At 72.0% G+C, this 25,561-nt stretch carries 16 protein-coding genes and 1 pseudogene; 14 read left to right on the top strand and 3 right to left on the bottom strand.

The features are described 5' to 3' along the window. Positions 1–136 precede the first annotated feature (136 nt). Both AMETH_RS13830 and AMETH_RS36720 read left to right on the top strand, forming a co-directional pair. Positions 137–1,300 (top strand): helix-turn-helix domain-containing protein, encoded by a 1,164-nt coding sequence (locus AMETH_RS13830; protein ID WP_026153085.1) that lies wholly within the window; start codon positions 137–139, stop codon positions 1,298–1,300. Further along, positions 1,297–1,990, top strand: a pseudogene (locus AMETH_RS36720) (class I SAM-dependent methyltransferase). Before AMETH_RS13830 ends, AMETH_RS36720 begins: the two are co-directional and overlap by 4 nt. 137 nt (positions 1,991–2,127) lie before the next feature. On the opposite strand, the gene AMETH_RS13825 reads toward AMETH_RS36720, so the two are convergent. Next, complete coding sequence (locus tag AMETH_RS13825; RefSeq protein WP_017982080.1) at positions 2,128–2,313, bottom strand: hypothetical protein; 186 nt, start codon at positions 2,311–2,313, stop codon at positions 2,128–2,130. Here AMETH_RS13825 and AMETH_RS13820 point away from each other — a divergent pair. Continuing rightward, complete coding sequence (locus AMETH_RS13820) at positions 2,300–2,599, top strand: hypothetical protein (protein ID WP_017982079.1); 300 nt, start codon at positions 2,300–2,302, stop codon at positions 2,597–2,599. The two genes, AMETH_RS13825 and AMETH_RS13820, sit on opposite strands and share 14 nt — an antisense overlap. 194 nt (positions 2,600–2,793) lie before the next feature. Continuing rightward, positions 2,794–3,582 (top strand): SDR family NAD(P)-dependent oxidoreductase, encoded by a 789-nt coding sequence (locus tag AMETH_RS13815; protein ID WP_017982078.1) that lies wholly within the window; start codon positions 2,794–2,796, stop codon positions 3,580–3,582. On the opposite strand, the gene AMETH_RS13810 is transcribed toward AMETH_RS13815, so the two are convergent. After that, positions 3,576–4,841: an alpha-amylase family protein gene (locus AMETH_RS13810; RefSeq protein ID WP_017982077.1), complete on the bottom strand. Its 1,266-nt coding sequence runs from the start codon at positions 4,839–4,841 to the stop codon at positions 3,576–3,578. The two genes, AMETH_RS13815 and AMETH_RS13810, sit on opposite strands and share 7 nt — an antisense overlap. Before the next feature lie 57 nt (positions 4,842–4,898). Between AMETH_RS13810 and malQ the strand changes: the two genes are divergently transcribed. The 9 genes from malQ to glgB all read left to right on the top strand — a co-directional run bounded on the left by malQ (position 4,899) and on the right by glgB (position 23,963). Further along, positions 4,899–6,839, top strand: a complete 1,941-nt coding sequence (gene malQ / locus AMETH_RS13805; protein WP_017982076.1) for a 4-alpha-glucanotransferase — start codon at positions 4,899–4,901, stop codon at positions 6,837–6,839. A 58-nt stretch (positions 6,840–6,897) separates the two neighbouring features. Continuing rightward, on the top strand, positions 6,898–9,015 hold the full coding sequence (glgX, locus tag AMETH_RS13800) for a glycogen debranching protein GlgX (protein ID WP_026153084.1): 2,118 nt from the start codon (positions 6,898–6,900) through the stop codon (positions 9,013–9,015). Continuing rightward, on the top strand, positions 9,012–11,282 hold the full coding sequence (gene treY, locus AMETH_RS13795) for a malto-oligosyltrehalose synthase (protein ID WP_017982074.1): 2,271 nt from the start codon (positions 9,012–9,014) through the stop codon (positions 11,280–11,282). Before glgX (AMETH_RS13800) ends, treY begins: the two co-directional genes overlap by 4 nt. Continuing rightward, positions 11,279–12,985, top strand: coding sequence for a malto-oligosyltrehalose trehalohydrolase (treZ, locus tag AMETH_RS13790; RefSeq protein ID WP_017982073.1), 1,707 nt, complete (start codon positions 11,279–11,281; stop codon positions 12,983–12,985). Before treY ends, treZ begins: the two co-directional genes overlap by 4 nt. 254 nt (positions 12,986–13,239) lie before the next feature. Beyond that, positions 13,240–15,375, top strand: coding sequence for a glycogen debranching protein GlgX (gene glgX, locus AMETH_RS13785; protein WP_017982072.1), 2,136 nt, complete (start codon positions 13,240–13,242; stop codon positions 15,373–15,375). Between the two features lie 1,113 nt (positions 15,376–16,488). Beyond that, positions 16,489–18,474 carry a maltotransferase domain-containing protein gene (locus AMETH_RS13780; RefSeq protein WP_017982071.1) on the top strand — a complete coding sequence of 662 codons (1,986 nt, stop codon included), beginning with the start codon at positions 16,489–16,491 and terminating at the stop codon, positions 18,472–18,474. Between the two features lie 101 nt (positions 18,475–18,575). Beyond that, positions 18,576–20,387, top strand: coding sequence for a maltose alpha-D-glucosyltransferase (gene treS / locus AMETH_RS13775; RefSeq protein ID WP_026153083.1), 1,812 nt, complete (start codon positions 18,576–18,578; stop codon positions 20,385–20,387). A 1-nt stretch (position 20,388) separates the two neighbouring features. Next, positions 20,389–21,780, top strand: coding sequence for a maltokinase N-terminal cap-like domain-containing protein (locus tag AMETH_RS13770; RefSeq protein ID WP_020486698.1), 1,392 nt, complete (start codon positions 20,389–20,391; stop codon positions 21,778–21,780). Beyond that, entirely contained in the window at positions 21,777–23,963 is a 2,187-nt protein-coding gene (gene glgB / locus AMETH_RS13765; RefSeq protein ID WP_017982068.1) for a 1,4-alpha-glucan branching protein GlgB, read from the top strand. The genes AMETH_RS13770 and glgB overlap by 4 nt, the downstream gene beginning before the upstream one ends. Before the next feature lie 187 nt (positions 23,964–24,150). On the opposite strand, the gene AMETH_RS13760 is transcribed toward glgB, so the two are convergent. Beyond that, positions 24,151–24,891, bottom strand: a complete 741-nt coding sequence (locus AMETH_RS13760; protein WP_020486697.1) for a TetR family transcriptional regulator — start codon at positions 24,889–24,891, stop codon at positions 24,151–24,153. A 122-nt stretch (positions 24,892–25,013) separates the two neighbouring features. Between AMETH_RS13760 and AMETH_RS13755 the strand changes: the two genes are divergently transcribed. After that, positions 25,014–25,466, top strand: a complete 453-nt coding sequence (locus tag AMETH_RS13755) for a hypothetical protein (RefSeq protein ID WP_017982066.1) — start codon at positions 25,014–25,016, stop codon at positions 25,464–25,466. The last annotated feature ends 95 nt before the right edge of the window (positions 25,467–25,561 follow it).

Below are 25,561 nucleotides of genomic sequence, written 5' to 3'. Positions count from 1 at the left end.
CAGGTGTGCGAGTTCTGCGTTCAGGCGGGTTCCGGTTCGGGGCTGGCCGCGGGAAAGCGCTCTCCCTCGTCGCTGCGGACCGGGAGCACCGCGCCGCCCGCCCGGTGAGGCTCCGGCGCAGGGGCGCGCGAGCACGCTGTGGGCGTCGCTGCCGCGCGAGGTGGCCGCGGTGTTCCGCCCGCACGCGGACGCGCTCACGCGGGTCATCCTGGCCGAGATCCAGCGGACGGTGCCGGAGTACGCCCGCCCGCTCGCGGGGCCGTTCGGCGAGGTCATCGTGCGCGGGGTGCGCGAGGCGGTCGGGCAGTGCCTGGACAACCTCGGCAACCACGCGGTGTCCCAGGACAACTGGATCGGCGTGCTCCGGCACCTCGGCCGCATCGAGTACAGCGAGGGGCGTCCGCTGGACCAGATCCAGACCGCCTACCGCGTCAGCGGGCTGGCCGCGTGGCGCTACATCGGCAAGGTCGGCCAGGCGAAGGGCCTGCCCTCCGATCTCCTCTACACCGGCGCCGAAGCGGTGCTGGCCTATGTGGACGAGATCTCCGCGTTGTCGGTGCAGGGCTACCGCGCCGCGCAGGCCCGCGCGGCCGGCACCCGGGCCAGGCAGCGCAGGCAGCTGCTCGGCCTGGTCCTGTCCGAGCCCGCGCCAGCGCCGCAGGCGGTCGAGGGGCTGGCGGCGGCCGCCGGGTGGCACGTACCGGAGAAGGTGGTCGCGATGGCGCTGGAGCCGCGGCGCGACCAGCACCGGCTGCCGCCGCCCGCGCTGCCCGCCGAGGTGCTGTTGGATCTGGAGAGCCCGCAGCCGTGCCTGCTCGCGGCCGCACCGCCGGAGGGCCTGGAGGCCGCGCTGCGCGGCTGGCGCGTCGCGATCGGGCCGCGGGTGCCACTGGCGGAGGCGGCGGTGTCGCTGCGCTGGGCGCGCGGGACGATGGACCTGAGCGTGCGCCGCATCCTCCCGCGGGAGCCGGTGCTGCACGCCGACGACCACCTGGCCACGCTGTGGCTGCTGGCGGACGAGTTCCTGATCGGACAGTTGCGGGACGCGTGCCTCGGGCCGCTGCACGGGCTGGCGGACAAGCAGCGCGCGCGGCTCGGGCAGACGCTGCTGGCTTGGCTGCAGTCCAGCGGAAGCGCGCCGGAGATGGCCGAGCGGCTGGGCGTGCACCCGCAGACGGTGCGCTACCGGATGCGGCGGATCGAAGAACTGTTCGGCGTGCGGCTGAACGACCCGGAACACCGGCTGCGGCTGGAAATCGCGCTGCGGGCGACGGAACTGCTGACGCCCGCCGCCGGGTGAACGACTACGACAGCGTCGCCGAAGCCTACGTCGCCGAGAACGAGAACAGCCTGCTGAACGCGTACTACGAGCGGCCCGCGATGCTGGCCCTCGCCGGGGACGTGGCCGGCCGCCGGATCCTGGACGCGGGCTGCGGCGCGGGGCCCCTCACCGCCGCGCTGCGCGACCGCGGCGCGGAGGTCACCGGCATCGACGCCAGCGCCGGGATGCTCGCACTGGCCAGGCGGCGTCTCGGCGACGACGTGCCGCTCCGCCTGGCGGACCTGTACGATCCCCTGCCGTTCGCCGACGGCGCGTTCGACGACGTGGTCGCCTCCCTGGTGCTGCACTACCTGGAGGACTGGGAACCGGCGCTGGCCGAGCTGCGGCGGGTGCTCCGGCCCCGCGGCCGCCCGATCGCGTCGGTGGACCACCCGTTCGTCGCCTACACGATCCAGGAGCCCCGGCCCGACTACTTCGCGACCACCAGTTATTCCTTCGAGTGGACGTTCGGCGGCCAGACCGTTCCGATGCGGTTCTGGCGGCGCCCGCTGCACGCGATGACCGGCGCCTTCACCGACGCCGGGTTCCGCCTCGCCGCCCTCGTCGAGCCACAACCCGACTCGGCCGCCCGCGAACTCTCCCCGGCGATTCGAATCGCTGTCTACGAAGACCGCGTTCCTGTTCTTCGTCCTCGAGGCCGCGCCCTAGGAAACGGCCGGCGCGCTCGCCAGATACGCGTTCCGGCAGGCGGGGCGCGCCGGTTTGCCCGCGATGGTCCGCGGCAGGCTTCCCGGAAGGCCCACGTGCACGTCGCGCACGCGCAGGCCGTATCCGTCCGCGACGGCTTACTCGACGGCCGCCGCGCAGGTCAGCGGGCCGGGCGCCTCGGCGAGCACGCAGATCACCGAGGCCGCGCAGGCCGCCACCGAGCAGCGGATCCGCTGACCCGACCCCGCGCGGCCCGCGCGCCGGGCCGCGCGGGGTGTGGCGGCCCCGGTGATCGGGTAGCCGACCCGCGTGACACCGCGCAACGAGGAACCACTGGATCTGGGCGCCACCGAGATGTCGCCCGCCGAGGAGAACCGCGTCCGTGCCGAGCACGACCTCGACCGGCCACGGGTGTTCGACGAGCGCAACGCGGTGGACGACCGCGCGGAGACGCGCTCGACCCTGCTGCCCGAAGAAGAACACGCCGGCAGCGCCGACCCGGAGGCGCAGGCGCGCGAGGTGCTGCGGGACTCCGACCTGCGCACCGAGGTGCCGGAGTCGGCCCCGGACACCATGATCGAGCGGCGCCGCCCGGAGGAGACCGCCTGAGCGCCCCTTCCGGACAGCCCCCGCCGCGAGCCGCCCTCAGCAGCGCAGCCGAGCCGGCGTGTGCCCTGGAAGCGGCCGCGCTCCGCTTGGCGGCTCCGTGTGCGCGGCCACCGGACAACGCCGCGCCCGACCGGACTGCCGCGCCCAGCCGCGCGCCACGCTCGGTCGGGCAGCGGCTCTGGTTCAATCCCGGAATGGATCTCCGGCTTGGCGGGAAGAAGGCCATCGTCACCGGCGGCAGCCGGGGCATCGGGTTCGCGGTCGCGCAGGCGCTGACCGCCGAAGGCGCCGACGTGGCGATCGTCGCCCGCGACGCGCGGGCGCTCGCGGAAGCACGCGCCCGGATCGGTGGGCACACGCTTTCCGTCCCCGCGGACGTCACCGACGACGAGGCCGTGCGCGCCGCGGTCGCGCGCACCGTGGACGAGTTCGGCGGGGTGGACATCCTGGTCAACTCCGCGGCCCAACCGGCCGACCCCACCAAACCCACCACGCTCGCCGCTCTCGAGGACGACGACCTGCGGACCGAGATCGAGACGAAGGTCCTCGGCTACCTGCGGTTCGCGCGCGCCGTCGCGCCGCACATGGCCGAGCGCGGCTGGGGACGGATCGTGAACGTCTCCGGCCTCAACGCGCGCCGCACCGGCAGCCCGTTCGGCTCGATCCGTACCGTGAGCGTGGCCGCCCTGACCAAGAACCTCGCCGACGAACTCGGCCCGCACGGGATCAACGTGACGGTCGTGCACCCCGGGCTGACCGTCACCGAACGCACCCCGGCGATGGTCGAGGGCGTCGCGCGCGCCCGGGGCATCACCGCAGCGGAGGCCGAGGCGCTGCTCGGCTGCGGCAGCACGATCGGCCGGATGCTCACCGCCGCCAAGGTCGCCGACGTCGTCACGTTCCTCGCCTCGCCGCGCAGCGCCGCGATCACCGGCGACGCGATCCCGGCCGGCGGCGGCACGCCGGGCCCGATCTTCTACTGAGACGCCCGGCCCAGCACCGCCCACCCGTGCGGCGGCAGCGTGGGCAGCGGCGCCTTCCCGTCCGGTGACGACGAGTCCAGCACCCGCAGCCCGTCGATGTCCACCGGGAACCGGTACGCGTCGTCGCTGGTGTTCAGCAGCGTCAGGATCTCGTCGTCGCCGGAGCGGGAGCGGAACGCCATCGCCCGGTTCGTCAGGTGCTCGACCTCCGTCCGCGCCCGCACCAGCCACGCGTTCCGCCGCCGCAGGCCGATCAGCCGCTGGTGCAGGCGGTACACCGGCCAGCCGCAGGGCGCGAGCTGCCCCGCGTCGGCCGGGAACTCCGGGCGGATCTCGTCGTCGCCGCCCTCCCGGTCCTCCTTGACGCCGCGGAAGGCCTGCTCGTCGCCGTAGTAGACGCTGGGCACGCCGCCGACCGTGAACAGCACCGCCAGCGCGTGCGCCAGGTGCCGCTCGTCGGTCAGGCGGCTCGCCAGCCGCGTGACATCGTGGTTGCCGACGAAGGTCTGCGGCACGAACGACCCCATCAGCTCGTCGTGCCGCTTCAGCGCCCAGGACAGCTCGAAGAAGTTCCCGTCGTGCAGCGAGCTCCAGATCGCCTTCCACAGCTCGTACTGCGTCACCGTGTCCAGCCCGCCGCGTGCCACGTAGGACGCGTAGTCGCCGTGCAGCACTTCACCGGCGAACCACGCGTCCGGGTGCCGCCGCCGCACCCCGGGCAGCACCCGCGCCCAGAACTCCGGCCGCACGGCGTACGCCGCGTCGAGCCGCCACCCGGACACACCGCGGCCGAGCCAGTGGTCCAGGACCCGGCCCACGTAGTCCGCGACCGCCGGCTGGGCGTGGTCCAGCGCCACCAGATGGGCGTGCCCCTCGAACACCGCGTAGTCGGCGCCGTCGCGGCGGAACCACTCCGGATGCCCGAAAGCGCGCGAAACGTGGTTGAAAACACCGTCCAGCACGATCCGCAGTCCGCGCCTGTGCGCGGCGGCGACGAGGCGGTCGACATCGGCGTCGTCGCCCAGCCGCGGGTCGATCCGGAAGTGGTCGACCGTGTCGTAGCCGTGGGTCTCGGACGCGAACACCGGCCCCAGCATCAGACCGGAACAGCCCAGTTCAACGGCGTAGTCGAGCCAGTTCTCCAGCCGCCGGAGCCGGTGCTGCGGCTCGCTGCCGGCCGGGAGCGCCCTGGCAGGCGCGCCGGTGAAACCGAGCGGGTAGACGTGCCACCAGATCGCGTGATCCGCCCAGCGCCCCATGCGTTCTCCTCTTCTCGTCGTGTGGCGGCCCCCGGCCGGGACCGGGATCCTGAACGGGTGGAAGCCGACCTGACCGCCCTCGCGCACGCCTACGGAGTGGCCACCCGGTACGAGAACGCCGAGCAACGCGAGGTCGAGGTCGAGCCGGACGTCGTCATCGCCGTTCTCGCCCAGTTCGGGGTGGACGCCTCCGGGCCGGACGCGATCCGCCGCGAGCTGGCCGCGGTCCGCGAACGCCGGGCGGCCACGGTGCTGCCCCCGACGCTCGTGCTGCGAGAAGGTACCGAACACGACGCGGGCGGGCCCGCTGTCCTGCATTTGGAGGACGGCACCCGCCGGGAGATCGGCCGGATGCTTCCCGCCGATCTGCCGCTGGGCTGGCACCGCGTCGAGACCGCCGGGCAGGACGTGGTGCTCGCCGTCGTGCCGCACCGCCTGCCCGAGGTGCCCCCGGCCTGGGGCTGGATGGTGCAGCTCTACGCGCTGCGGTCGGAGCTGTCGTGGGGCGCCGGGGACTTCGGCGACCTCGCGGAGTTCGCGCGCCGCTCGGCCGGCGAGCTGGACGCGGGCGTGCTGCTGGTCAACCCGGTGCAGGCGATCAGCCCCGTTCACCCGGTCGAACGCTCCCCCTACTCGCCGGCCAGCCGCCGCTACGCCAACCCGCTCTACCTCCGGATCACCGACACGCCCGAGTTCACGCGCGCCGGCGAGGACCTGCGTGCCCGGGTGCTGGCCCTGCGGCCGGACAACGCGGACCTGATCGACTACGACGCGGTCTGGAGCGCCAAGCTCGCCGCGCTGGAACTGCTGTGGCCGCTGCACGAGCCCGCGCCGCTGGACGACGCCGTGCACGACTTCGCGACCTTCTGCGCGCTGGCCGAACGGCACGGCCCGGACTGGCGCGAGTGGCCGGAGCCGCTGCGCGACCCGCACGGCCCGGAGGTCGCCGCCGCCCGCGCCGAGCTGGCCGACCGGATCGCCTTCCACGGCTGGCTGCAGCAGCTGTGCGAGGACCAGCTCGGCCACGCCCGCGAGGCGGCCGCCGCGATGCCGGTGGGCATCGTGCACGACCTGCCGGTCGGCGTGCACCCGGGCGGCGCGGACACCTGGGCGCTGGGCGACGCGTTCGCCGCGCACGTGACAGTGGGCGCGCCGCCGGACGCCTTCAGCCAGCAGGGCCAGGACTGGAACCTGCCGCCGTTCCGCCCGGACCGGCTCGCCGAACTGGGCTACGCGCCGTTCCGCGACGTCATCCGCGGCGTCCTGCGGCACGCCGACGGCATCCGGATCGACCACGTCGCCGGGTTGTGGCGGCTGTGGTGGATCCCGCCGGGCGAGCCACCGTCGCGCGGCACCTACGTGCACTACGACGCCGAGGCGATGCTCGGGATCCTGGCGCTGGAGGCGCACCGCGCGGGCGCGGTCGTCGTGGGCGAGGACCTGGGCACGGTCGAAGCCGCGGTGACCAAGACGCTGCACGAGCGCGGGGTGCTCAGCTCGGCGGTGCTGTGGTTCCAGCGCGACTATGCCTCGCCCGGCCACCCGTTCGTCCCGCCCGCGGAGTGGGACGCCGACGCGATGGCGAGCATCACCACGCACGACCTGCCAACCGTCGCCGGCTGGCTCGCCGGCGAGCACGTGCGCGTGCGGGCCGAACTGGGACTGCTCGACGGGCCGCCCGAGGAGGAACAGGCCGCCGCCGAGACCGAGCGCGCCGACCTGCTCGCGTTCGCGCGGGCGCAGGGCATCCCGGACGACGATCCGGTGGCGGCGTTGCACACCCTGCTCGCGTCCGCCGCGTCGCGGTTGCTGCTGACCGCGCCCGCCGACGTGGTCGGCGAGGTGCGGCAGCCCAACCTGCCCGGCACGACGGACGAGTACCCGAACTGGCGGATTCCCTTGCCCGTCACCGTGGAGGAGTTCTTCGCGGACGCACGACTGCGCCACTTCGTGAAGGAATTGCGCGCCGCGCGCCCGTTCACCGGGCGAAGCGCTTGAAGACCGCTAGATTGGGCACACGTCGGAACACGGCTCGCGAACGCAAAGAGGAGAACCTGTGCCGCCCTGGCCCGGATTGCCCTACCCGCTGGGTGCCACCTACGACGGTGTGGGCACCAACTTCGCCGTCTTCTCGGAGGTCGCCGATCACGTCGAGCTGTGCCTGATCAACGAGGACGGCACCGAGGAGCGGCACCGCCTGACCGAGGTCGACGGGTTCGTCCACCACGGGTACCTGCTCGGCGTCGGCCCCGGCCAGCGCTACGGCTACCGCGTGCACGGCGCGTACGACCCGTCGCGCGGCCTGCGCTGCAACCCGAACAAGCTGCTGATCGACCCGTACGCCAAGGCGATCGCCGGTCACGTCGACTGGAACGAGGCGTTGTTCGCCTACCCGTTCGGCTCACCGGACGAGCGCAACGACGCGGACTCGGCGGCACACGTGCCGCACGCGGTGGTGGTCAACCCGTTCTTCGACTGGGGTGACGACCGGCCGCCGCGCACGCCCTACAACGAGACGGTGATCTACGAGGCGCACGTCCGCGGCCTCACGATGAACCACCCGGAGGTGCCCCCGCGGCTGCGCGGCACCTACGCCGGGCTCGCGCACCCGGCTGTGATCGACCATCTCACCAAGCTCGGCGTCACGGCGATCGAGCTGATGCCGGTGCACCAGTTCATCACCGACCACGGCCTGGCCGAGAAGGGCCTGCGCAACTACTGGGGCTACAACACGATCGGCTTCTTCGCCCCGCACGAGGGCTACGCGGCGCTGCCCGAGCAGGCCGGCCAGGTGCAGGAGTTCAAGGGCATGGTCAAAGCCCTGCACGAAGCAGGCATCGAGGTCATCCTCGACGTCGTCTACAACCACACCGCCGAGGGCAACCACCTCGGCCCGACGCTGTCCATGCGCGGCATCGACAACCAGGCCTACTACCGGCTGGTCGAGGACGAGCCGCAGTACTACATGGACTACACCGGCACCGGCAACTCGCTGAACGTGCGCAACCCGCACACGCTGCAGCTCATCATGGACTCGCTGCGGTACTGGGTCACCGAGATGCACGTCGACGGGTTCCGCTTCGACCTCGCCGCCACGCTGGCCCGCGAGTTCTACGACGTCGACCGGCTGTCCACGTTCTTCGACCTGGTGCAGCAGGACCCGACGGTGAGCCGGGTCAAGCTGATCGCCGAGCCGTGGGACGTCGGGCCGGGCGGCTACCAGGTCGGCAACTTCCCTCCACTGTGGACGGAGTGGAACGGCCAGTTCCGGGACACCGTGCGAGACTTCTGGCGCGGCGAGCCCGCCACGCTCGGCGAGTTCGCCTCCCGGCTCACCGGATCGTCCGACCTGTACCAGGACGACGGCCGCCGCCCGTACGCCTCGATCAACTTCGTCACCGCGCACGACGGCTTCACGTTGCAGGACCTGGTGTCCTACAACAACAAGCACAACGAGGCCAACGGCGAGGACGGCCGGGACGGCGCCGACGACAACCGCTCGTGGAACTGCGGTGTCGAGGGCGAGACCGACGACGAGGGGGTGCTGGCGCTGCGGGCCAAGCAGCGCCGCAACATGCTCGCCACCCTGCTGCTGTCGCAGGGCGTGCCGATGCTGCTGCACGGCGACGAGATGGGCCGCACCCAGCGGGGCAACAACAACGTCTACTGCCAGGACAACGAGATCTCCTGGATGGACTGGTCGCTCGCGAAGGCCAACGCCGACCAGGTCGAGTTCACCGCCGCGCTCGCGGCGTTCCGCAAGAAGCACCCGGTGTTCCGGCGCCGCCGTTTCTTCGCGGGCAAACCGATCGGCAAGGGCGAGGAGCTGCGGGACATCGCCTGGTTCACCCCCTCCGGCGAGGAGATGAAGGAGCAGAACTGGGACGACGGCTTCGGTAAGGCCATCGTCGCGTTCCTCAACGGCGAGGGTATCAACGACCTCGACCCGCGCGGCATGAAGGTCACCGACGACTCGTTCCTGCTGGCGTTCAACGCGCACTACGAGGACATCGAGCTGACCCTGCCGAACGCCGACTACGGCGCGGGCTGGGCGGTGGTGGTGGACACCGAGGCCGGGACCGTCGCGGAGGAGCCGGGTGAGCCCGTGGCCGCGGGCGGCACGATGAACCTGCCTGCCCGTTCCCTCGTGGTGCTGCAGCGGGTGGACGCATGAGACCGTCCGCCACCTACCGGGTGCAGCTGCGCCCGGAGTTCACCTTCGCCGACGCCGCCGAGCGCATCCCGTACCTGCGCAGGCTCGGCGTCGGCGCCCTGTACGTCTCGCCGGTGCTGGACGCGACGCCCGGGTCCACCCACGGCTACGACGTGGTCGACCCCACGCGGGCGCGGCCGGAGCTGGGCGGCGAGGACGCGCGGCGGGATCTGGCGAAGCGGCTGCGGGACGCGGGGCTCGGGTTCGTCGTGGACATCGTGCCCAACCACATGGCGGTCGAGGTCGCGAAGGCGAACCCGTGGTGGTGGGACGTGCTGCGGCACGGCCCCGGCTCCGCGCACGCCGACTACTTCGACATCGACTGGCGGCGCGGCAAGGTTCTGCTGCCCGTCCTCGGCGACGACGCCGACGTGGCGGAGCTGCGGGTCGACGGCGACGAGCTGGTCTACTACGAGCACCGGTTCCCGATCGCGCCGGGCACCGGCGAGGGCAGTCCGCAGGAGGTGCACGCGCGGCAGCACTACGAGCTGGTGGGCTGGCGCCGGGGCAACGCGGAGCTGAACTACCGCCGCTTCTTCGACATCACCACGCTCGCCGCGGTGCGGGTCGAGCTGCCCGACGTCTTCCACGCCACCCACGGCGAGGTGCTGCGCTGGGTCGCCGAGGGCGACGTCACTGGCCTGCGCGTGGACCACCCCGACGGCCTGGCCGACCCCGGCGGCTACATGCGGATGCTGCGTGCCGGCGCGCCGGAGGCGTGGCTGGTGGTGGAGAAGATCCTGCACCCGGGCGAGGACCTGCCGCAGAGCTGGCCGGTCGACGGCACCACCGGCTACGACGCGCTGCGCGAGATCACCGGGCTGTTCGTCGACCCGGCCGGCGAGGCGCCGCTGACCGAGCTGGCGCGGTCGCTGGGCCAGCCGGTGGACTACCACGAGGTCGAGGACAGCGCCCGGCGGCTGGTGACCGACCGGATCCTGGTGGCCGAGGTGCGCCGGATCGCCGCGCTGGTGCGCGGCGTCGAGCCGGAGGCGGCGCAGGGGGCGGTGGCCGAGACGATGGTCGCGTTCCCGGTGTACCGGTCCTACCTGCCGGAGGGCGAGGCGCACTGGGCGGCCGCGATCGCCGCCGCCCGCGCCGCGCGCCCCGATCTCGCCGAGGCCATCGAGGCCCTGGACTTCCAGGTGCGCGAGGACCCGCACGGCGAGCTGGCCACCCGCATCCAGCAGACCTCCGGGATGGTGGTGGCCAAAGGCACCGAGGACACCACCTTCTACCGCTACACGCGGTTCGCCGCGCTCAACGAGGTCGGCGGCTCCCCCAACGACTTCGGCGCCTCCGTGGACGCCTTCCACTCGATGGCCGCCGCTCGTGAGGCGGGCTGGCCCGGCGCGATGACGACGCTGACCACGCACGACACCAAGCGGTCCGAGGACGTGCGGGCCCGGCTGGCGGTGCTGTCTGAGGTGCCCGGCGAGTTCGCCGGCGCGGTCCGGCGGTGGACCGGCCTGCGCGGCATCGACGAGCCGTCGCTGAACCTGCTGGCCTGGCAGACGCTGGTGGGCGCCTGGCCGATCACCCCGGAGCGGCTGCGGGGCTACCTGGACAAGGCGGCCAAGGAGAGCAAGCTCCGCACCACCTGGACCGACCACGACGAGGAGTTCGAGCGGGCGGTCGCGACGTGGCCGGACGAGGTCCTCGGCGACGCGGACCTGGCGGCCGAGGTCGAGGCGTTCGTGGCGCGGGTGCGCGAGCCGGGATGGTCGAACTCGTTGGCGCACAAGCTGATCCAGCTCACCGCGCCCGGCGTGCCGGACGTGTACCAGGGCACCGAGCTGTGGGACTTCTCGCTGGTCGATCCGGACAACCGGCGGCCGGTCGACTACGCGCTGCGGGCCGCGCTGCTGGAGGAGATCGAGGGCGGGTGGCTGCCGCCGGTCGACTCCTCCGGCGCGGCGAAGCTGCTCGTCGTGCACCGGGCGCTGACCCTGCGCCGCGACTCCCCGGAGCTGTTCACCGGCTACCGCCGCCTGCACGCCGAGGGCCCGGCCGCCGCGCACGCGGTCGCCTTCGAGCGCACCGGGCTGGTCACGGTGGCCACCCGGCTGCCGGTGGGGCTGGCCGAGGGCGGCGGCTGGCGCGGCACGGTGCTGCCGCTGCCCGCCGGTGAGTGGACGGACGCGATCACCGGCGCGGCGGTCACCGGTGAGCTGTCGGAGATGCTCGCGCGTTATCCGGTCGCGCTGCTGGTGCGGGGAGAGTCATGACCTTCCGGGTGTGGGCGCCCGCCGTCTCGCGGGTGCGCGTGCGCACCCGCGGCGCCGAGCACGAGATGACGGCCGGTGGCGGCGGCTGGTGGTTCTCCGACGTGCCGGCGCCGCCGGGCGCCGACTACGCGTTCGTGCTCGACGACGACGAGAAGGCGCTTCCCGATCCGCGGTCGTCGTGGCAGCCCCAGGGCGTGCATGGGCCCTCGCGGATCTACGACCACTCCGCGTTCGGCTGGACCGACGGGTCGTGGGCAGGGCGGGCGCTGCCCGGCGGCGTGATCTACGAGCTGCACATCGGCACGTTCACCCCGGAGGGCACCTTCGACGCGGCGATCGGGCGGCTCGACCACCTCGTCGACCTCGGCGTCACGTTCGTCGAGGTGCTCCCGGTCAACTCGTTCGACGGCACCGACGGCTGGGGCTACGACGGGGTGCTGTGGGGCGCGGCGCACGAGCCCTACGGCGGGCCGGACGGGTTCAAGCGGTTCGTCGACGCCTGCCACGCGCGCGGTCTGGCCGTGGTGCTCGACGTCGTCTACAACCACCTCGGGCCGTCGGGGGCGTACCTGGACCGGTTCGGCCCCTACTTCGCGGGCAGCAACGACTGGGGCCCCGGCCTCAATCTGGACGGCGAGGGTTCCGACGAGGTCCGCCGGTACGTGCTGGACAACGCGCTCGGCTGGCTCCGGGACTTCCACGTCGACGCGCTGCGGCTGGACGCGGTGCACGCGCTGAGCGACCGGCGGGCCACGCACCTGCTGGAGGAGCTGGCGGTGGAGGTGGAGGCGCTGTCGGCGGCGGTGCGGCGGCCGCTGACGCTGATCGCCGAGTCGGATCTCAACGATCCGCGGCTGGTCACCGCGCGCGAGGGCGGCGGGTACGGGCTGCACGCCCAATGGTGCGACGACCTGCACCACGCGCTGCACGTGACGCTGTCCGGGGAGACCAGCGGGTACTACGCCGACTTCGGCGCGCCCGGGGCGCTGGCGAAGACGCTGCGGCAGGCGTTCTTCCACGCCGGCACGTGGTCGTCGTTCCGGGAGCGGACGCACGGGCGGCCGGTCGACACGCGGACGGTGCCCGGGCACCGGTTCCTGATCTACCTGCAGAACCACGACCAGATCGGCAACCGGGCGACCGGCGACCGGTTGTCCGCTTCGGTGTCGCCGGGACGCCTGGCCTGCGGCGCGGCGATCGTGTTCTGCTCGCCGTACACGCCGATGGTGTTCATGGGCGAGGAGTGGGCGGCGCGCACGCCGTGGCAGTTCTTCGCGTCGTTCCCGGACCCGGAGCTGGCCGAGGCCGTGCGGACGGGCCGCCGCCGCGAGTTCGCCCGCCACGGCTGGGGCGAGGCCGAGGTGCCGGACCCGATGGACCCGGCGACCGTGGAGCGCTCGCGGCTGGACTGGTCCGAGCCGGGCAAGGAGGGGCATCGCGAGATGCTCGGCCTGTACCGGTCGCTGATCGCGCTGCGCCGGTCCCGGCCGGAGCTGGCGGACCCGTGGCTGGACCGGTTCGAGGTGCGCGCGGACGGCCCGCTCCTGGTCCTCGACCGCGGCGCCCTGCGGTTGGTGTGCAACTTCGGCCCCGAAGCGGCCGACCTGGGCGACCCGGCGGGCAACGTGCTGCTCTCCTGGGGCGGCGCCACGGCCACCCACCTGCCCCCGGACACGTTCGTCCTGATCGATGCCCTCGGCTGATCACGCCAGGACACGGCTGTCCGCGGGCTTGATCGCCATCGCCCCCGCGCGGCGGTGACCAAACCCTCACCACCCCCGCGACCAGCCCCACCTACTCGCCACCCGTCCCTCCGCGCAGACGCCACCGACCAGCGCGAACAACCCCGCATGCCGCCGCCGCGGCCACCCGCCGTCACCACCCGCCCGATACCCCGGCCTGATCAACACCGTTCGGCGGTGACCAAACTGTCGGTGGGTGCTGGGAGAATCGGAGCATGGCCACCCGACCTGCCACCGACAACCTCGTCCTCGCCGGACGCCCCTTCCCCCTGGGCGCGCACCCGGAGGGCGGGGGCGTCCGGTTCGCCGTCACCTCGACCGTCGCCGACGCCGTCGAGGTGTGCCTGATCAGCGAGGACGGCTCCGAACGCCGTGTGGAGCTCACCGAGCGCACCTTCGGCGTGTGGCACGGCCTGGTGCCGGGGGTGACGTCGGGCCAGAAGTACGGCTACCGGGTGCACGGCCCGTACGACCCGTCGCGCGGCCTGCGCTGCAACCCGGACAAGATCCTCGTCGACCCGTACGCCACCCGCATCACCGGCGCCCTGACGGACCTGACCGCCGCGCTCGGCCACGCGGGCGATCCGATGCACCACCGGCGCTCCAAGGTCGACTCGCTTGGCAGCGTGCCGCTGTCGGCGGTCACCTCGCACGGCGGCCCGGACACCGGCGCCAAGCCCGAGGTGCCGTTCGAGGAGTCCGTCATCTACGAGATGCACGTGAAGGGCTTCACGCAGCGCAACCCGGAGATCCCGGCGAACCTGCGCGGCACCTACCTGGGCCTGGCCCACCCGGCGGCGATCGAGCACCTGGTGCGGCTCGGGGTGACGGCGGTGGAGCTGCTGCCGGTGCACTGGTTCACCGAGGAGCCCTACCTGGTGCGCACCGGGCGGAAGAACTACTGGGGGTACTCGCCGCTGGGCTACTTCGCGCCGCACGCCGGGTACGCGAGCGAGCCGGGGCGTGAGGTCGCCGAGTTCCGCACCATGGTCGCCGCCCTGCACGCGGCCAACATCGAGGTCATCCTCGACGTGGTCTTCAACCACACCTGCGAGGGCGGCCTGGACGGCCCGACCCTGTCGTTCCGCGGCCTGGACGCCCCGGCCTATTACCTGCACGCCGGCCGCGGCAACGTCATCGACCTCACCGGATGCGGCAACACGCTGGAGCCGCGCTCACCGACGGTGATCCGGCTGGTCACCGACTCACTGCGGTACTGGGCGACCGAGATGGGTGTCGACGGGTTCCGGTTCGACCTGGCCAGCACGCTCGGCAGGCCCGGCGGCGGCGCGTTCGACCGGGACTCGGCGCTGCTCACCGCGATCACCACCGACCCGGTGCTGTCCGGGTGCAAGCTGATCGCCGAGCCGTGGGACGTGACCGGGCACGGCTACCGGGTCGGCGACTTCGGGGCGCAGTGGGCGGAGTGGAACGGCCGCTACCGCGACACGGTACGTGACTTCTGGCGCGGCGCGGTGGGGGTGGACGACCTGGCGTTCCGGCTGTCCGGGTCGTCGGACCTGTACGACCACAACCTGCGCCGCCCGTGGCAGTCGGTCAACTTCATCACCGCGCACGACGGCTTCACGCTGCGGGACCTGGTGTCCTACAACGAAAAGCACAACGAGGACAACGGCGAGGACAACCGCGACGGCACGAACGACAACCGCTCGTGGAACCACGGCGCCGAGGGCGAGACCGACGATCCGGAGATCCGGGAGCTGCGGGCCAGGCAGGCGCGGAACCTGCTCGCGACGCTGCTGTTGTCGACGGGCACCCCGATGCTCGTCGCGGGTGACGAGCTGTGGCGCACCCAGGGCGGCAACAACAACGCGTACTGCCTGGACGACGAGACGTCGTGGCTGGACTGGTCCGGCGACCCGGACGCGACCGCGATGCTGGCGTTCACGCGCCGGCTGGTGCACCTGCGGGCCGCGAGCCCCGCCCTGAGGCAGCCGGAGTTCTTCGAAGGCCGCACGACGCCCACCGGGCGCCCCGACCTGATCTGGTTCCGCCCCGACGGCGAGGAGATGACGGAGGAGGACTGGTTCGACGGCGGCCGCCGCACGCTGATGATGTGGATCGACGGGTCGAACAGCCAGTCCCGCACCCGGGAGGGTGAACTGATCGCCGACCACTCGTGGCTGCTGATCCTGCACTCCGGGGACGAGCCGGTGAAGGTCACCCTGCCCGGCCCGGAGTTCGGCGAAACCCTGAAGCCGACCCTGGACACCACGACGCCGGACGGCAGCCCCGCCAACCCGGGCGCCCTCACGCCGGGCAGCAGGCTGACCCTGCCCGCGAGGGCACTGCTGCTGCTCCGCGCCCCACGGGACATCACGCCCAGGTAGAGCACACACGGCGGCCGGGCCCGCCCGCGCGCTGCGGAAAACGCCCCCACGCAGCGCCGCGCCCGGCGGCAACCGGGGCGGTGCCGGTGAAGCGGGAGCGCACCGCACAGCGGTAGCGCACTGCCCAGCCGGTATACACCCGCCCAGCGGCAACAGCACGGCACCCGCGAAGCGGGAGCGCACCCAACAGCCGTCGTGCACTGCCCAGCCGGAGCACGCCCACCCGGCGGCAACCGGCGCGGTACCCGCGACGCAGAACCACGCCCACCGAACGGCAGAGCAGTTCCCCTGCGGAAGCACCCCGCCCGGCAATGGGCGCGGCGGCAACGGCGCGGCGTCCGCGAAGCTGGAGCGCACTGCGCAGCGGGAGTGCACTGCGCAGCAGAAGCACCCCGCCGGGCAACACGCCCGGCGGCAACCGGCGCGGCGCCCGCAAAGCGGGAGCAACGCCAACCGAACGGCAGAGCGCTTCCACCGCGGAAGCACCCCCACCCGGCAAGGCGCGCGGCGGCAACGGCGCGGCATCCGCGAAGCGGGAGCGGGACAGAGCGCGGCCACGCGCAGCGCTGCACGAGCAGAACAGGTGGGCGCGGCACTGGCCACAGTGAGAACACCTTCCACCCGAAGGAGCACCGGTCCCAGCGACCACCATCCACCCGAAGCGGAGCGTGACGGCCGCCGGCACCCAGCACCCACCGCCGACCACCCCCATCCAAACCCCTCCCCCGCCAATCGAACACCGCCCGAACCCCGCCACTTCCGCCGCAACAAGCCAGCGCCCCGAGGGTTACCGGCAGGTACGACAGGGCATCCCGATCCCAGGCGCGGCAAGCCCTTCCGAGCTGACGCCCGTTGGTGTTACCCGACTTGCCTGAACGCCGTTGAGGGGTCGACAGCGCGGTGGAAGGCGCCGAAGCGAACCACGCCGTGACGCGTGGGTTACCAGTCGATGACCACACTGGACACACGTGGCCCGCCGACGGAGAGTGATACCCGAGGCGGTAGTTTGCGCGCGTTCGCAACTGGGTATCTCCTTCCGAAGCCCTCTACGTCCCCACTGGGCCGTCGGGTGGGGCTGCATATTCGACAACAACGGTGAGAGGGGCGCTGGCGATGACCGGCCGGCTCGGCATCGACGACGTGACCCCAGCGGTCAGCTGTGGCCACTACCCGGCGAAAGCGGTGGTGGGGGAACACGTTCCGATCTCGGCGACGGTCTGGCGGGAGGGTCACGACGCGGTCGCCGCCACGGTGTCCTGGCGCGGCCCGCACGACCGGATCTCCCGCCGCACCCGGATGACCGAACAGGGCACTGGTCTGGACCGCTTCGGCGCGGTCATCGTCCCGGACGCGGAGGGCCTGTGGACCTTCCGCGTCGACGCGTGGAGCGACCCCTGGTCGACCTGGAAGCACGCCGTCAAGGTCAAGGTGGCCGCCGGGCAGGACGCCACCGAGCTGGCCAACGACCTGGAGACCGGCGCCCGCCTGCTGGACCGCGTCTCGCGCCGCCCGGACCGCCGCCGCGAGCGCGCCCTGCTCGCCAGCGCCGCGCACGCCCTGCGCGACACCGACCGCTACCTCGCCGAGCGCGTCGGCCCCGCGCTGTCGGTCGACGTGGACCGGATCATGCACGAATACCCGGTGCGCGAGCTGGTCACCAAGGGCAAGCCGATGCGCATCTGGGTCGACCGGGAGCGCGCCGCGTTCGGGTCCTGGTACGAGTTCTTCCCCCGTTCCACGGGCGGATGGGACGAGCAGGGCCGCCCGGTGCACGGCACCTTCCAGACCGCGGCCAAGGCCCTGGACCGCATCGCGGGCATGGGTTTCGACGTCGTCTACCTGCCGCCGATCCACCCCATCGGCCGCGTGAACCGCAAGGGGCGCAACAACACTCTCACCCCGGACGAGACCGACGTCGGCTCGCCGTGGGCCATCGGCTCGGACGAGGGCGGCCACGACGCGGTCCACCCGCAGCTGGGCACCATCGACGACTTCGACGACTTCGTCGCCCGCGCCACCGAGCTGGGCCTGGAGGTCGCCCTCGACCTGGCGCTGCAGGCCGCCCCGGACCACCCGTGGGTGCTGAAGAACCCGGAGTTCTTCACCACGCGCCCGGACGGCAGCATCGCCTACGCCGAGAACCCGCCGAAGAAGTACCAGGACATCTACCCGATCAACTTCGACAACGACCCGGAGGGCATCTACGCCGAGGTGCTGCGGGTCGTGCTGCACTGGGTTTCGCACGGGGTCCGTATCTTCCGGGTCGACAACCCGCACACCAAGCCGCCGGACTTCTGGGCCTGGCTGATCAAAACCGTGAAGGACGCGCACCCGGACGTGCTGTTCCTGTCCGAGGCCTTCACGCGCCCGGCCCGCCTGTGGGGCCTGGCCAAGCTCGGCTTCACCCAGTCCTACACCTACTTCACCTGGCGCACGACGAAGGAGGAGCTGATCGAGTTCGGCGTCGACCTGGTCGAGCACTGGGACGTCGGCAGGCCGAACCTGTTCGTGAACACGCCGGACATCCTGCATGAGTCGCTGCAGAAGGGCGGCCCGGCCATGTTCGCGCTGCGCGCCGCGCTCGCCGCGACGCTGTCGCCGACCTGGGGCGTCTACTCCGGTTACGAGCTGTACGAGCACGAGCCGGCGCGCGAGGGCAGCGAGGAGTACCTGAACTCGGAGAAGTACGAGCTGCGCCCGCGAGACTTCGACCAGGCGCTGGCGGAGGGCCGCTCGCTCGAGCCGTGGCTGACCAAGCTCAACGCGGTGCGCCGCGCCCACCCCGCGCTACAGCAGATGCGCACGCTGCGGTTCCACCACGTGGACAACCCGGCGCTGCTGGCGTATTCCAAGCAAGATCCGGCGACGGGCGACACCGTCGTCGTGGTGGTGACCCTGGATCCGCACCAGGCCCAGGAGGGGACCCTCTGGCTCGACCTGGCCGCGCTCGGATTCGACTGGCACGAGCGGCTGATCGCGCACGACGAGGTCACCGGCGAGACCTGGGACTGGGGCCAGGCGAACTACGTGCGGCTTGAACCCTGGCGTTCGGTCGCGCACGTCGTCGGCGTACAGCGCCGCCTGGCCGGCCGCGACTGAGTCCGGCCCCGACACAACACAGTTTTCACGGAGAACCCCGCGCACCGACCGGCGCCGGGGTAGTCGAACGCACCCGGATGAGGTGGGGAGAGGTGGAGTTCATGGACGAAGACGCCCGGCCCGACGCGGCGCTCGGTCTGGAGGGCATCCCGCACACCGGTGAGGCGATGACCCCCGACGGGATGCTCGTCGAGCCGCAGGCCGACGACTTCAGGTCCGCGAAACAGGCGCCGGACAACCCGCAGTGGTACAAGGCCGCGGTCTTCTACGAGGTGCTGGTGCGCGCCTTCGCCGACTCCAACGGCGACGGCACCGGCGACCTGCGCGGGCTCGCGAACCGGCTGGACTACGTCGAGTGGCTCGGCGTCGACTGCCTCTGGCTGCCGCCCTTCTACGCCTCGCCGCTGCGCGACGGCGGGTACGACATCAGCGACTTCCGCGCCGTGCTGCCGGAGTTCGGCACGGTCGAGGACTTCGTCTACCTCCTCGACGAGGCCCACAAGCGCGGCATCCGCGTGATCACCGACCTCGTCCTCAACCACACCTCGGACGTGCACCCGTGGTTCCAGCAGTCGCGGTCCGACCCCGACGGGCCCTACGGCGACTACTACGTCTGGAGCGACGACGACTCGCGCTACGCCGACGCGCGCATCATCTTTGTGGACACCGAAACGTCGAACTGGACGTACGACCCGGTGCGCGGCCAGTTCTACTGGCACCGCTTCTTCTCCCACCAGCCCGACCTCAACTACGAGAACCCGGACGTGCAGGAGGCCATGCTCGACGTCCTGCGGTTCTGGCTGGACCTGGGCATCGACGGCTTCCGCCTGGACGCGGTCCCCTACCTGTTCGAACAGGAGGGCACCAACTGCGAGAACCTGCCGCGCACGCACGAGTTCCTCAAGCGCTGCCGCAAGGTCGTCGACGACGAGTACCCGGGCCGGGTCCTGCTGGCCGAGGCGAACCAGTGGCCCTCCGACGTGGTCGAGTACTTCGGCGACCCGGCCACCGGCGGCGACGAGTGCCACATGGCGTTCCACTTCCCGCTGATGCCGCGCATCTTCATGGCCGTGCGCCGGGAGTCCCGCTTCCCGATCTCGGAGATCCTGGCGCAGACGCCGAAGATCCCGGACGGCGCGCAGTGGGGCATCTTCCTGCGCAACCACGACGAGCTGACGCTGGAGATGGTCAGCGACGAAGAGCGCGACTACATGTACGCGGAGTACGCCAAGGATCCGCGGATGAAGGCGAACATCGGCATCCGCCGCCGACTCGCGCCGTTGCTGGAGAACGACCGCAACCAGCTCGAGTTGTTCACGGCTTTGCTGCTTTCGCTGCCCGGGTCACCCGTTCTGTACTACGGTGACGAGATCGGAATGGGCGACAACATCTGGCTGGGTGACCGCGACGCGGTGCGCACACCCATGCAGTGGACGCCCGATCGCAACGCCGGTTTCTCGGGTTGCGACCCGGGCCGGATCTACCTGCCGGTCATCATGGACCCGGTCTACGGGTACCAGGCGATCAACGTCGAGGCCCAGCGGGACAGCGCGTCGTCGCTGCTCAACTGGACGCGGCGGATGATCGAGATCCGCAAGCAGCACCACGCGTTCGCCGAAGGCGACTTCGTCGAGCTCGGCGGGTCCAACCCGAGCGTGCTGGCCTACAAACGGACCTGGATCCGGCCGGACGGGCGGCTCGACATCGTCCTGTGTGTGAACAATCTGTCGCGATTCCCGCAACCGGTCGAGCTGGACCTGTCGGAGCATCACGGTTACACGCCCCTGGAGCTCACCGGCGGTGTTCAGTTCCCCGACGTCGGGGAACTGCCTTATCTGCTGACGTTGCCTGGGCACGGCTTCTACTGGTTCCAGCTGCTGGACGCGGACGCGAAGGCGAGGCGAGGTGAGTGACTTGACCGATCCCCGTGAGCTGGTCGGCGCGCTGGTGACCGAACTGCCGGAGTGGCTGCCCACGCAGCGGTGGTTCGCCGGGAAGGACCGCCCGATCACCGGGGTGCGCCCGCTCAGCACGACGGTCCTGATGGCGGGCGACCCGCTCCTGCTCCACCTCGTGGTCGAGGTAAAGCAGGACGACCGGCGCGAGCCGTACCAGCTCCTGATCGGGAGCCAGGCCCACCTGCCGGAGTACCTCGGGTCGAACTGGATCGGCACCGAGAAGGGCCTGCCCTGCTACGAGGCCACCGGCGACGCCGACCTGACGAGCAAGCTGCTCGACCTGATCGCCGGGGACGCGCGGATCGGCTCGCTGCGGTTCGAGCGCGAACCGGGCGCCGAGCTGCGCGGCGGTCTGCGGGCCCGGCCGGTGGGCGCGGAGCAGAGCAACACCTCGCTGGTCTTCGGTCACCACTACATCCTGAAGCTGTTCCGCAAGCTCACCCCGGGCGAGAACCCGGACCTGCGCCTGCACCGGGCGCTGCACGACGTGGGAAGCAAGCACATCGCCGACCTGCTCGGCTCGATCACCGGCGAACTCGACGGGGAGCCGGTCACGATCGGGATGCTGCAGAAGTTCGTGTCCGACGCGGTGGACGGCTGGGCCATGGCCACCACCAGCGTCCGCGACCTCATGGCCGATCCCGAGCTGCCCCCCGACGAGGTGGGCGGCGATTTCGCCGGGGAGGCGCAGCGGCTCGGCCAGGCTGTCGCCTCCGTGCACAGCGACCTGCGGCGGGCCCTCGGCGACGAGATCGCCGACGAAGTCGAGTTCGACCGCACGGTCAAGGCGATGCGGGACCGACTGGACACCGTGAGCCGCGCGGTGCCGCAACTGGCCGAGCACGCCCCGGCGCTGCGCGCCGCCTTCGAGAAGCTGCGCGAGGCGCACGGACCGGTGTCCATGCAGTACATCCACGGTGACCTGCACCTGGGACAGGTGCTGCGCTGCGTCACCGGGTGGCTGCTGATCGACTTCGAGGGCGAGCCGGCCGCGCCGGCGGCCGAACGGGTGGCACTGCGCTCGCCGCTGCGGGACGTCGCCGGGATGCTGCGCTCGTTCGACTACGCGGCGCACCAGATGCTAATCGGCCACGACGAGGACGATCCGCGGCTCACCGAACGGGCGCTGGAGTGGGCGCGGCGCAACCGGTCGGCCTTCTGCGACGGCTACGCCAAGGCGGCGCCGGAGACGGTGGGCGACCCGCGGGCGCACGGCGACCTGCTGCGCGCGTTCGAGCTCGACAAGGCCGTCTACGAGGTGGCCTACGAACACGCCAACCGGCCGGAATGGCTGACCGTGCCGCTGGCATCCATCGCACGGATCACCGCAGGAGGCGAACAACCGTGAACGCGGTCCCAGCCGAACTGCCCAAGGCGGCCCCGCCGCCCGGCGACATCGACCGGCTGCTGGCCGGCTCGCACCACGACCCGCACTCGGTCCTCGGTGTGCACACCGTGGGCGACGCGGTAGTGGTGCGGGCGCTGCGGCCTGGTGCGCGCCGGGTGAACGTGGTCGCCGCCGACCACAAGTTCGACCTGGAACGGGTCGTGGACGGCCTGTTCGCCGGAACGGTGCCCGAGCACCCCGGCGACTACCGGCTGGAGGTCGACTACGACGGGCAGGTGTGCACGCTCGACGACCCGTACCGGTGGCTGCCCACGGTGGGCGAGCTGGACCAGCACCTGATCGGCGAGGGCAGGCACGAGCGGCTGTGGGACGTGCTGGGCGCGCACCCGCGGTCCTACGACACGCCGAGCGGGGTCGTCACCGGCACGTCGTTCGCGGTGTGGGCGCCGACCGCGCGGGGGGTGCGGGTGATCGGCGACTTCAACGCGTGGGACGGCCGGTCGCACCCGATGCGCTCGCTCGGCTCGTCCGGGGTGTGGGAGGTGTTCATCCCGGGCGTGGAGATCGGGACGCACTACAAGTTCCGCGTCCTCGGCGCCGACGGGCAGTGGCACGAGAAGGCCGACCCGATGGCGTTCGCGACGGAGAAGCCGCCCGCGACCGCGTCGGTGGTCACCGCGTCGGCCTACGAGTGGTCCGACGAGGAGTGGCTGGCCAAGCGCAACGCCACCAACTGGGCCAACGCGCCGATGAGCGTCTACGAGGTGCACCTCGGTTCGTGGCGGCCCGGGCTGGGCTACCGCGAGCTGGCCGAGGAACTCGCCGACTACGTGCAGGACATGGGTTTCACGCACGTCGAGCTGCTGCCGATCGCCGAGCACCCGTTCGGCGGGTCGTGGGGCTACCAGGTCACCTCCTACTACGCGCCGACCGCGCGGTTCGGCCACCCGGACGACTTCCGGTACTTCGTGGACCGGCTGCACCAGCGCGGCATCGGCGTGATCGTCGACTGGGTGCCCGCCCACTTCCCGAAGGACAACTGGGCGCTGGCGCGCTTCGACGGCACCCCGCTGTACGAGCACGCCGACCCGCGCCGCGGCGAGCAGCTGGACTGGGGCACGTACGTGTTCGACTTCGGCCGCAACGAGGTGCGCAACTTCCTGGTCGCGAACGCGTTGTTCTGGCTGGAGGAGTACCACCTGGACGGTCTGCGGGTGGACGCGGTGGCCTCGATGCTGTACCTGGACTACTCGCGACCGGAAGGCCAGTGGGTGCCCAACCAGTACGGCGGGCGCGAGAACCTGGATGCGGTGCGGTTCCTGCAGGAGCTGAACGCGACCGTCTACAAGCGACACCCCGGCGTGGTGATGATCGCCGAGGAGTCGACGGCGTGGCCGGGCGTGACGCGGCCGACGCACCTGGGCGGGCTCGGGTTCGGGTTCAAGTGGAACATGGGCTGGATGCACGACACGCTGCACTACCTGGCGCACGATCCGGTGCACCGGTCCTACCACCACAACGAGATGACGTTCTCGCTGGTGTACGCGTGGAGCGAGAACTTCGTGCTGCCGCTGTCGCACGACGAGGTCGTGCACGGCAAGGGCTCGCTGTGGGGGCGCATGCCCGGCGACGACTGGAACAAGGCCGCCGGTGTGCGGTCGCTGCTGGCGTTCATGTGGGCGCACCCCGGCAAGCAGCTGCTGTTCATGGGCGGCGAGTTCGGCCAGGAGCAGGAGTGGTCGGAGGAGCGGTCACTGGACTGGCACCTGCTGGAACAGCCGCTGCACGGCGGGATCCAGAAGCTGATGCGGGACCTGAACTCCGCGTACACGTCGTCGCCGGCGTTGTTCAGCGCGGACACCACGCCGGAGGGCTTCGCCTGGATCGACGCGAACGACTCTGGCGGCAACGTGCTGAGCTTCCTGCGCATCGGCGAGGACGGTTCGCGGCTGGCGTGCGTGGCGAACTTCGCCGGGATGCCGCACCACGACTACCGGGTCGGGTTGCCCGCCGCGGGCCGGTGGCGCGAGGTCGTGAACACCGACGCGGAGATCTACGGCGGGTCCGGCGTGGGCAACTTCGGCGCCGTGGAGGCCGAGCTGGAGCCGTGGCACGGCCAGCCGGCGTCGGCGGTGCTGCAACTGCCGCCGTCCGGGGTGCTCTGGCTCGCCCCGGAGGAGTGACCGGCGCAGAACTCGCGCCCAGGAAGGTGGGACTCGCGACGGCGCGAGTCCCACGCTCACGCGCGCGAGTTCTGCGGTTGGGCGGGTGGGGTCTGCGCTCGGCTGGGGCGCGGGGCGCCACCAGGACTAATGGCACGGGGTGCCACTCCTGCGGGAGTGGCACCCCGTGCCGTTTCACCGTGCTGTTTCAGTCGGCGGAGCGCAGCGCCTGGCTGATCTGCCGGACCACCTCGGACAGCGGGGCGGAGGTCTTGAGCACGGCGACCACCGACTCGTCGTCGCGGTCGCCGCGCGGGGCGGCAGTGTCGGCGAAGGCGTCGATCACCAGCGCGAACGCCTCCTTCGCGTGCGCGTGGGCGTCCTCGGCGCCGCCGCTGCGCAGCCACCGGCGCAGGACGTGGTTGTGAGCCGCCGCGACCGCCGCTGCGGCGACCGAGCCGCGTAGGTCCCACAGCGGGTCGCCGGCCGCCTGGAACCGCGCGCGCAGGAAGGTGGCGAGCACGCGCTGGTAGCGGTCGACGCTCGCGACCTCCTTGTCCCGCAACGAAGGCACGGTGCGGGTGAGGGCGAAGCGCTTGACCGAGACGTCCGGGTCGGCGAGGTAGGAGTCGAGCACCAGGCCGACGCCCGCGCACGCCACCTCGAGGGGGTTCTGCCGCTCGTCCGCGGTGGCGAAGAGCTGCTCGATGCGGCCGAGGACCTCCTCGTGGTTCGGGAAGATCGCGTCCTCCTTCGACCGGAAGTACCGGAAGAAGGTGCGCCGGCCGACACCGGCGGCCGAGGCGATCTCGTCGACCGTGGTGGCGTCGTACCCCTGCTCGGAGAACTTTTCGATCGCCGCCACGGTGAGGGCGTGCCGCAGCCGCCTGCGCCCCGCGGTGGTCCTGCCCACCCGCGGTCGCGGCGCGGACCGGGACTCGTCGGACATGAGGACGAAACTAACAGGCCGGGCTTGCTAAGGGCACGCAGTGCCATTAGCATCACAGTCATCCACCGCCGATCCGGGCACTGCCGCTTTGGTGCCCCGCCTCACCGGGAAGGGGGCTCGTCATGAGCGTCGATCACGACCTGGGCACCAAGCGTCCGACCAGCACGCCCGTGGACTACCGCCGCACGTTCGGCTGGCCGGTCCACTGGCGGAACGGCACCCTCAACTTCGTGATCGGGGCGGGCATCGGCGCGGTCGCCGTGCCGCGGGCCCGTGCCGAGCAGGTGCTGGAGAACCTGGCGCGCCAGGGCTGCCGCGGGCCCGCGCTGAGCGTGCCCACCAAGCACGGTTCGGTGGTCATCTTCCTGGTCGAGGCCGACATCCTGGGCAGCGACGCCGAGTTCCTCCCCCGCGACGTGCGGGTGCTGACGGCGGGCACCTCCATCCCGATGCCGGGCACCCACGGCCCCGCCGACCTCGCGCGGTGGATCGTGCCGCCGGACCCGCAGCAGCGCTGGCTGCCGAGCCTGACGGCGGTGCTGGCGGCCATCCGCTCGGCGGGCCGCTACCGCTGACGCTGCGCCTCGGTTCGGCCCCGGGCCGTGGTGCACCAGCCGCTGACGTGGGGCACTGACTCGTGGGCACCGACTCGCTGACGCGCCCGGCCCGG

Source organism: Amycolatopsis methanolica 239, assembly GCF_000739085.1.
Lineage (GTDB): Bacteria > Actinomycetota > Actinomycetes > Mycobacteriales > Pseudonocardiaceae > Amycolatopsis_E > Amycolatopsis_E methanolica.
This window is presented reverse-complemented; position numbering and strand designations above follow the sequence as displayed.

Bases quoted from the DNA above. Each gene is read 5' to 3' on its own strand.
- AMETH_RS13815 (WP_017982078.1), top strand. From the start codon at position 2,794: ATGGATCTCCGGCTTGGCGGGAAGAAGGCCATCGTCACCGGCGGCAGC.
- treS (WP_026153083.1), top strand. From the start codon at position 18,576: ATGGACGAAGACGCCCGGCCCGACGCGGCGCTCGGTCTGGAGGGCATC.
- AMETH_RS13810 (WP_017982077.1), bottom strand. From the start codon at position 4,841: ATGGGGCGCTGGGCGGATCACGCGATCTGGTGGCACGTCTACCCGCTC.
- AMETH_RS13780 (WP_017982071.1), top strand. From the start codon at position 16,489: ATGACCGGCCGGCTCGGCATCGACGACGTGACCCCAGCGGTCAGCTGT.
- glgX (WP_017982072.1), top strand. From the start codon at position 13,240: ATGGCCACCCGACCTGCCACCGACAACCTCGTCCTCGCCGGACGCCCC.
- treY (WP_017982074.1), top strand. From the start codon at position 9,012: ATGAGACCGTCCGCCACCTACCGGGTGCAGCTGCGCCCGGAGTTCACC.
- treZ (WP_017982073.1), top strand. From the start codon at position 11,279: ATGACCTTCCGGGTGTGGGCGCCCGCCGTCTCGCGGGTGCGCGTGCGC.
- AMETH_RS13760 (WP_020486697.1), bottom strand. From the start codon at position 24,891: ATGTCCGACGAGTCCCGGTCCGCGCCGCGACCGCGGGTGGGCAGGACC.
- AMETH_RS13755 (WP_017982066.1), top strand. From the start codon at position 25,014: ATGAGCGTCGATCACGACCTGGGCACCAAGCGTCCGACCAGCACGCCC.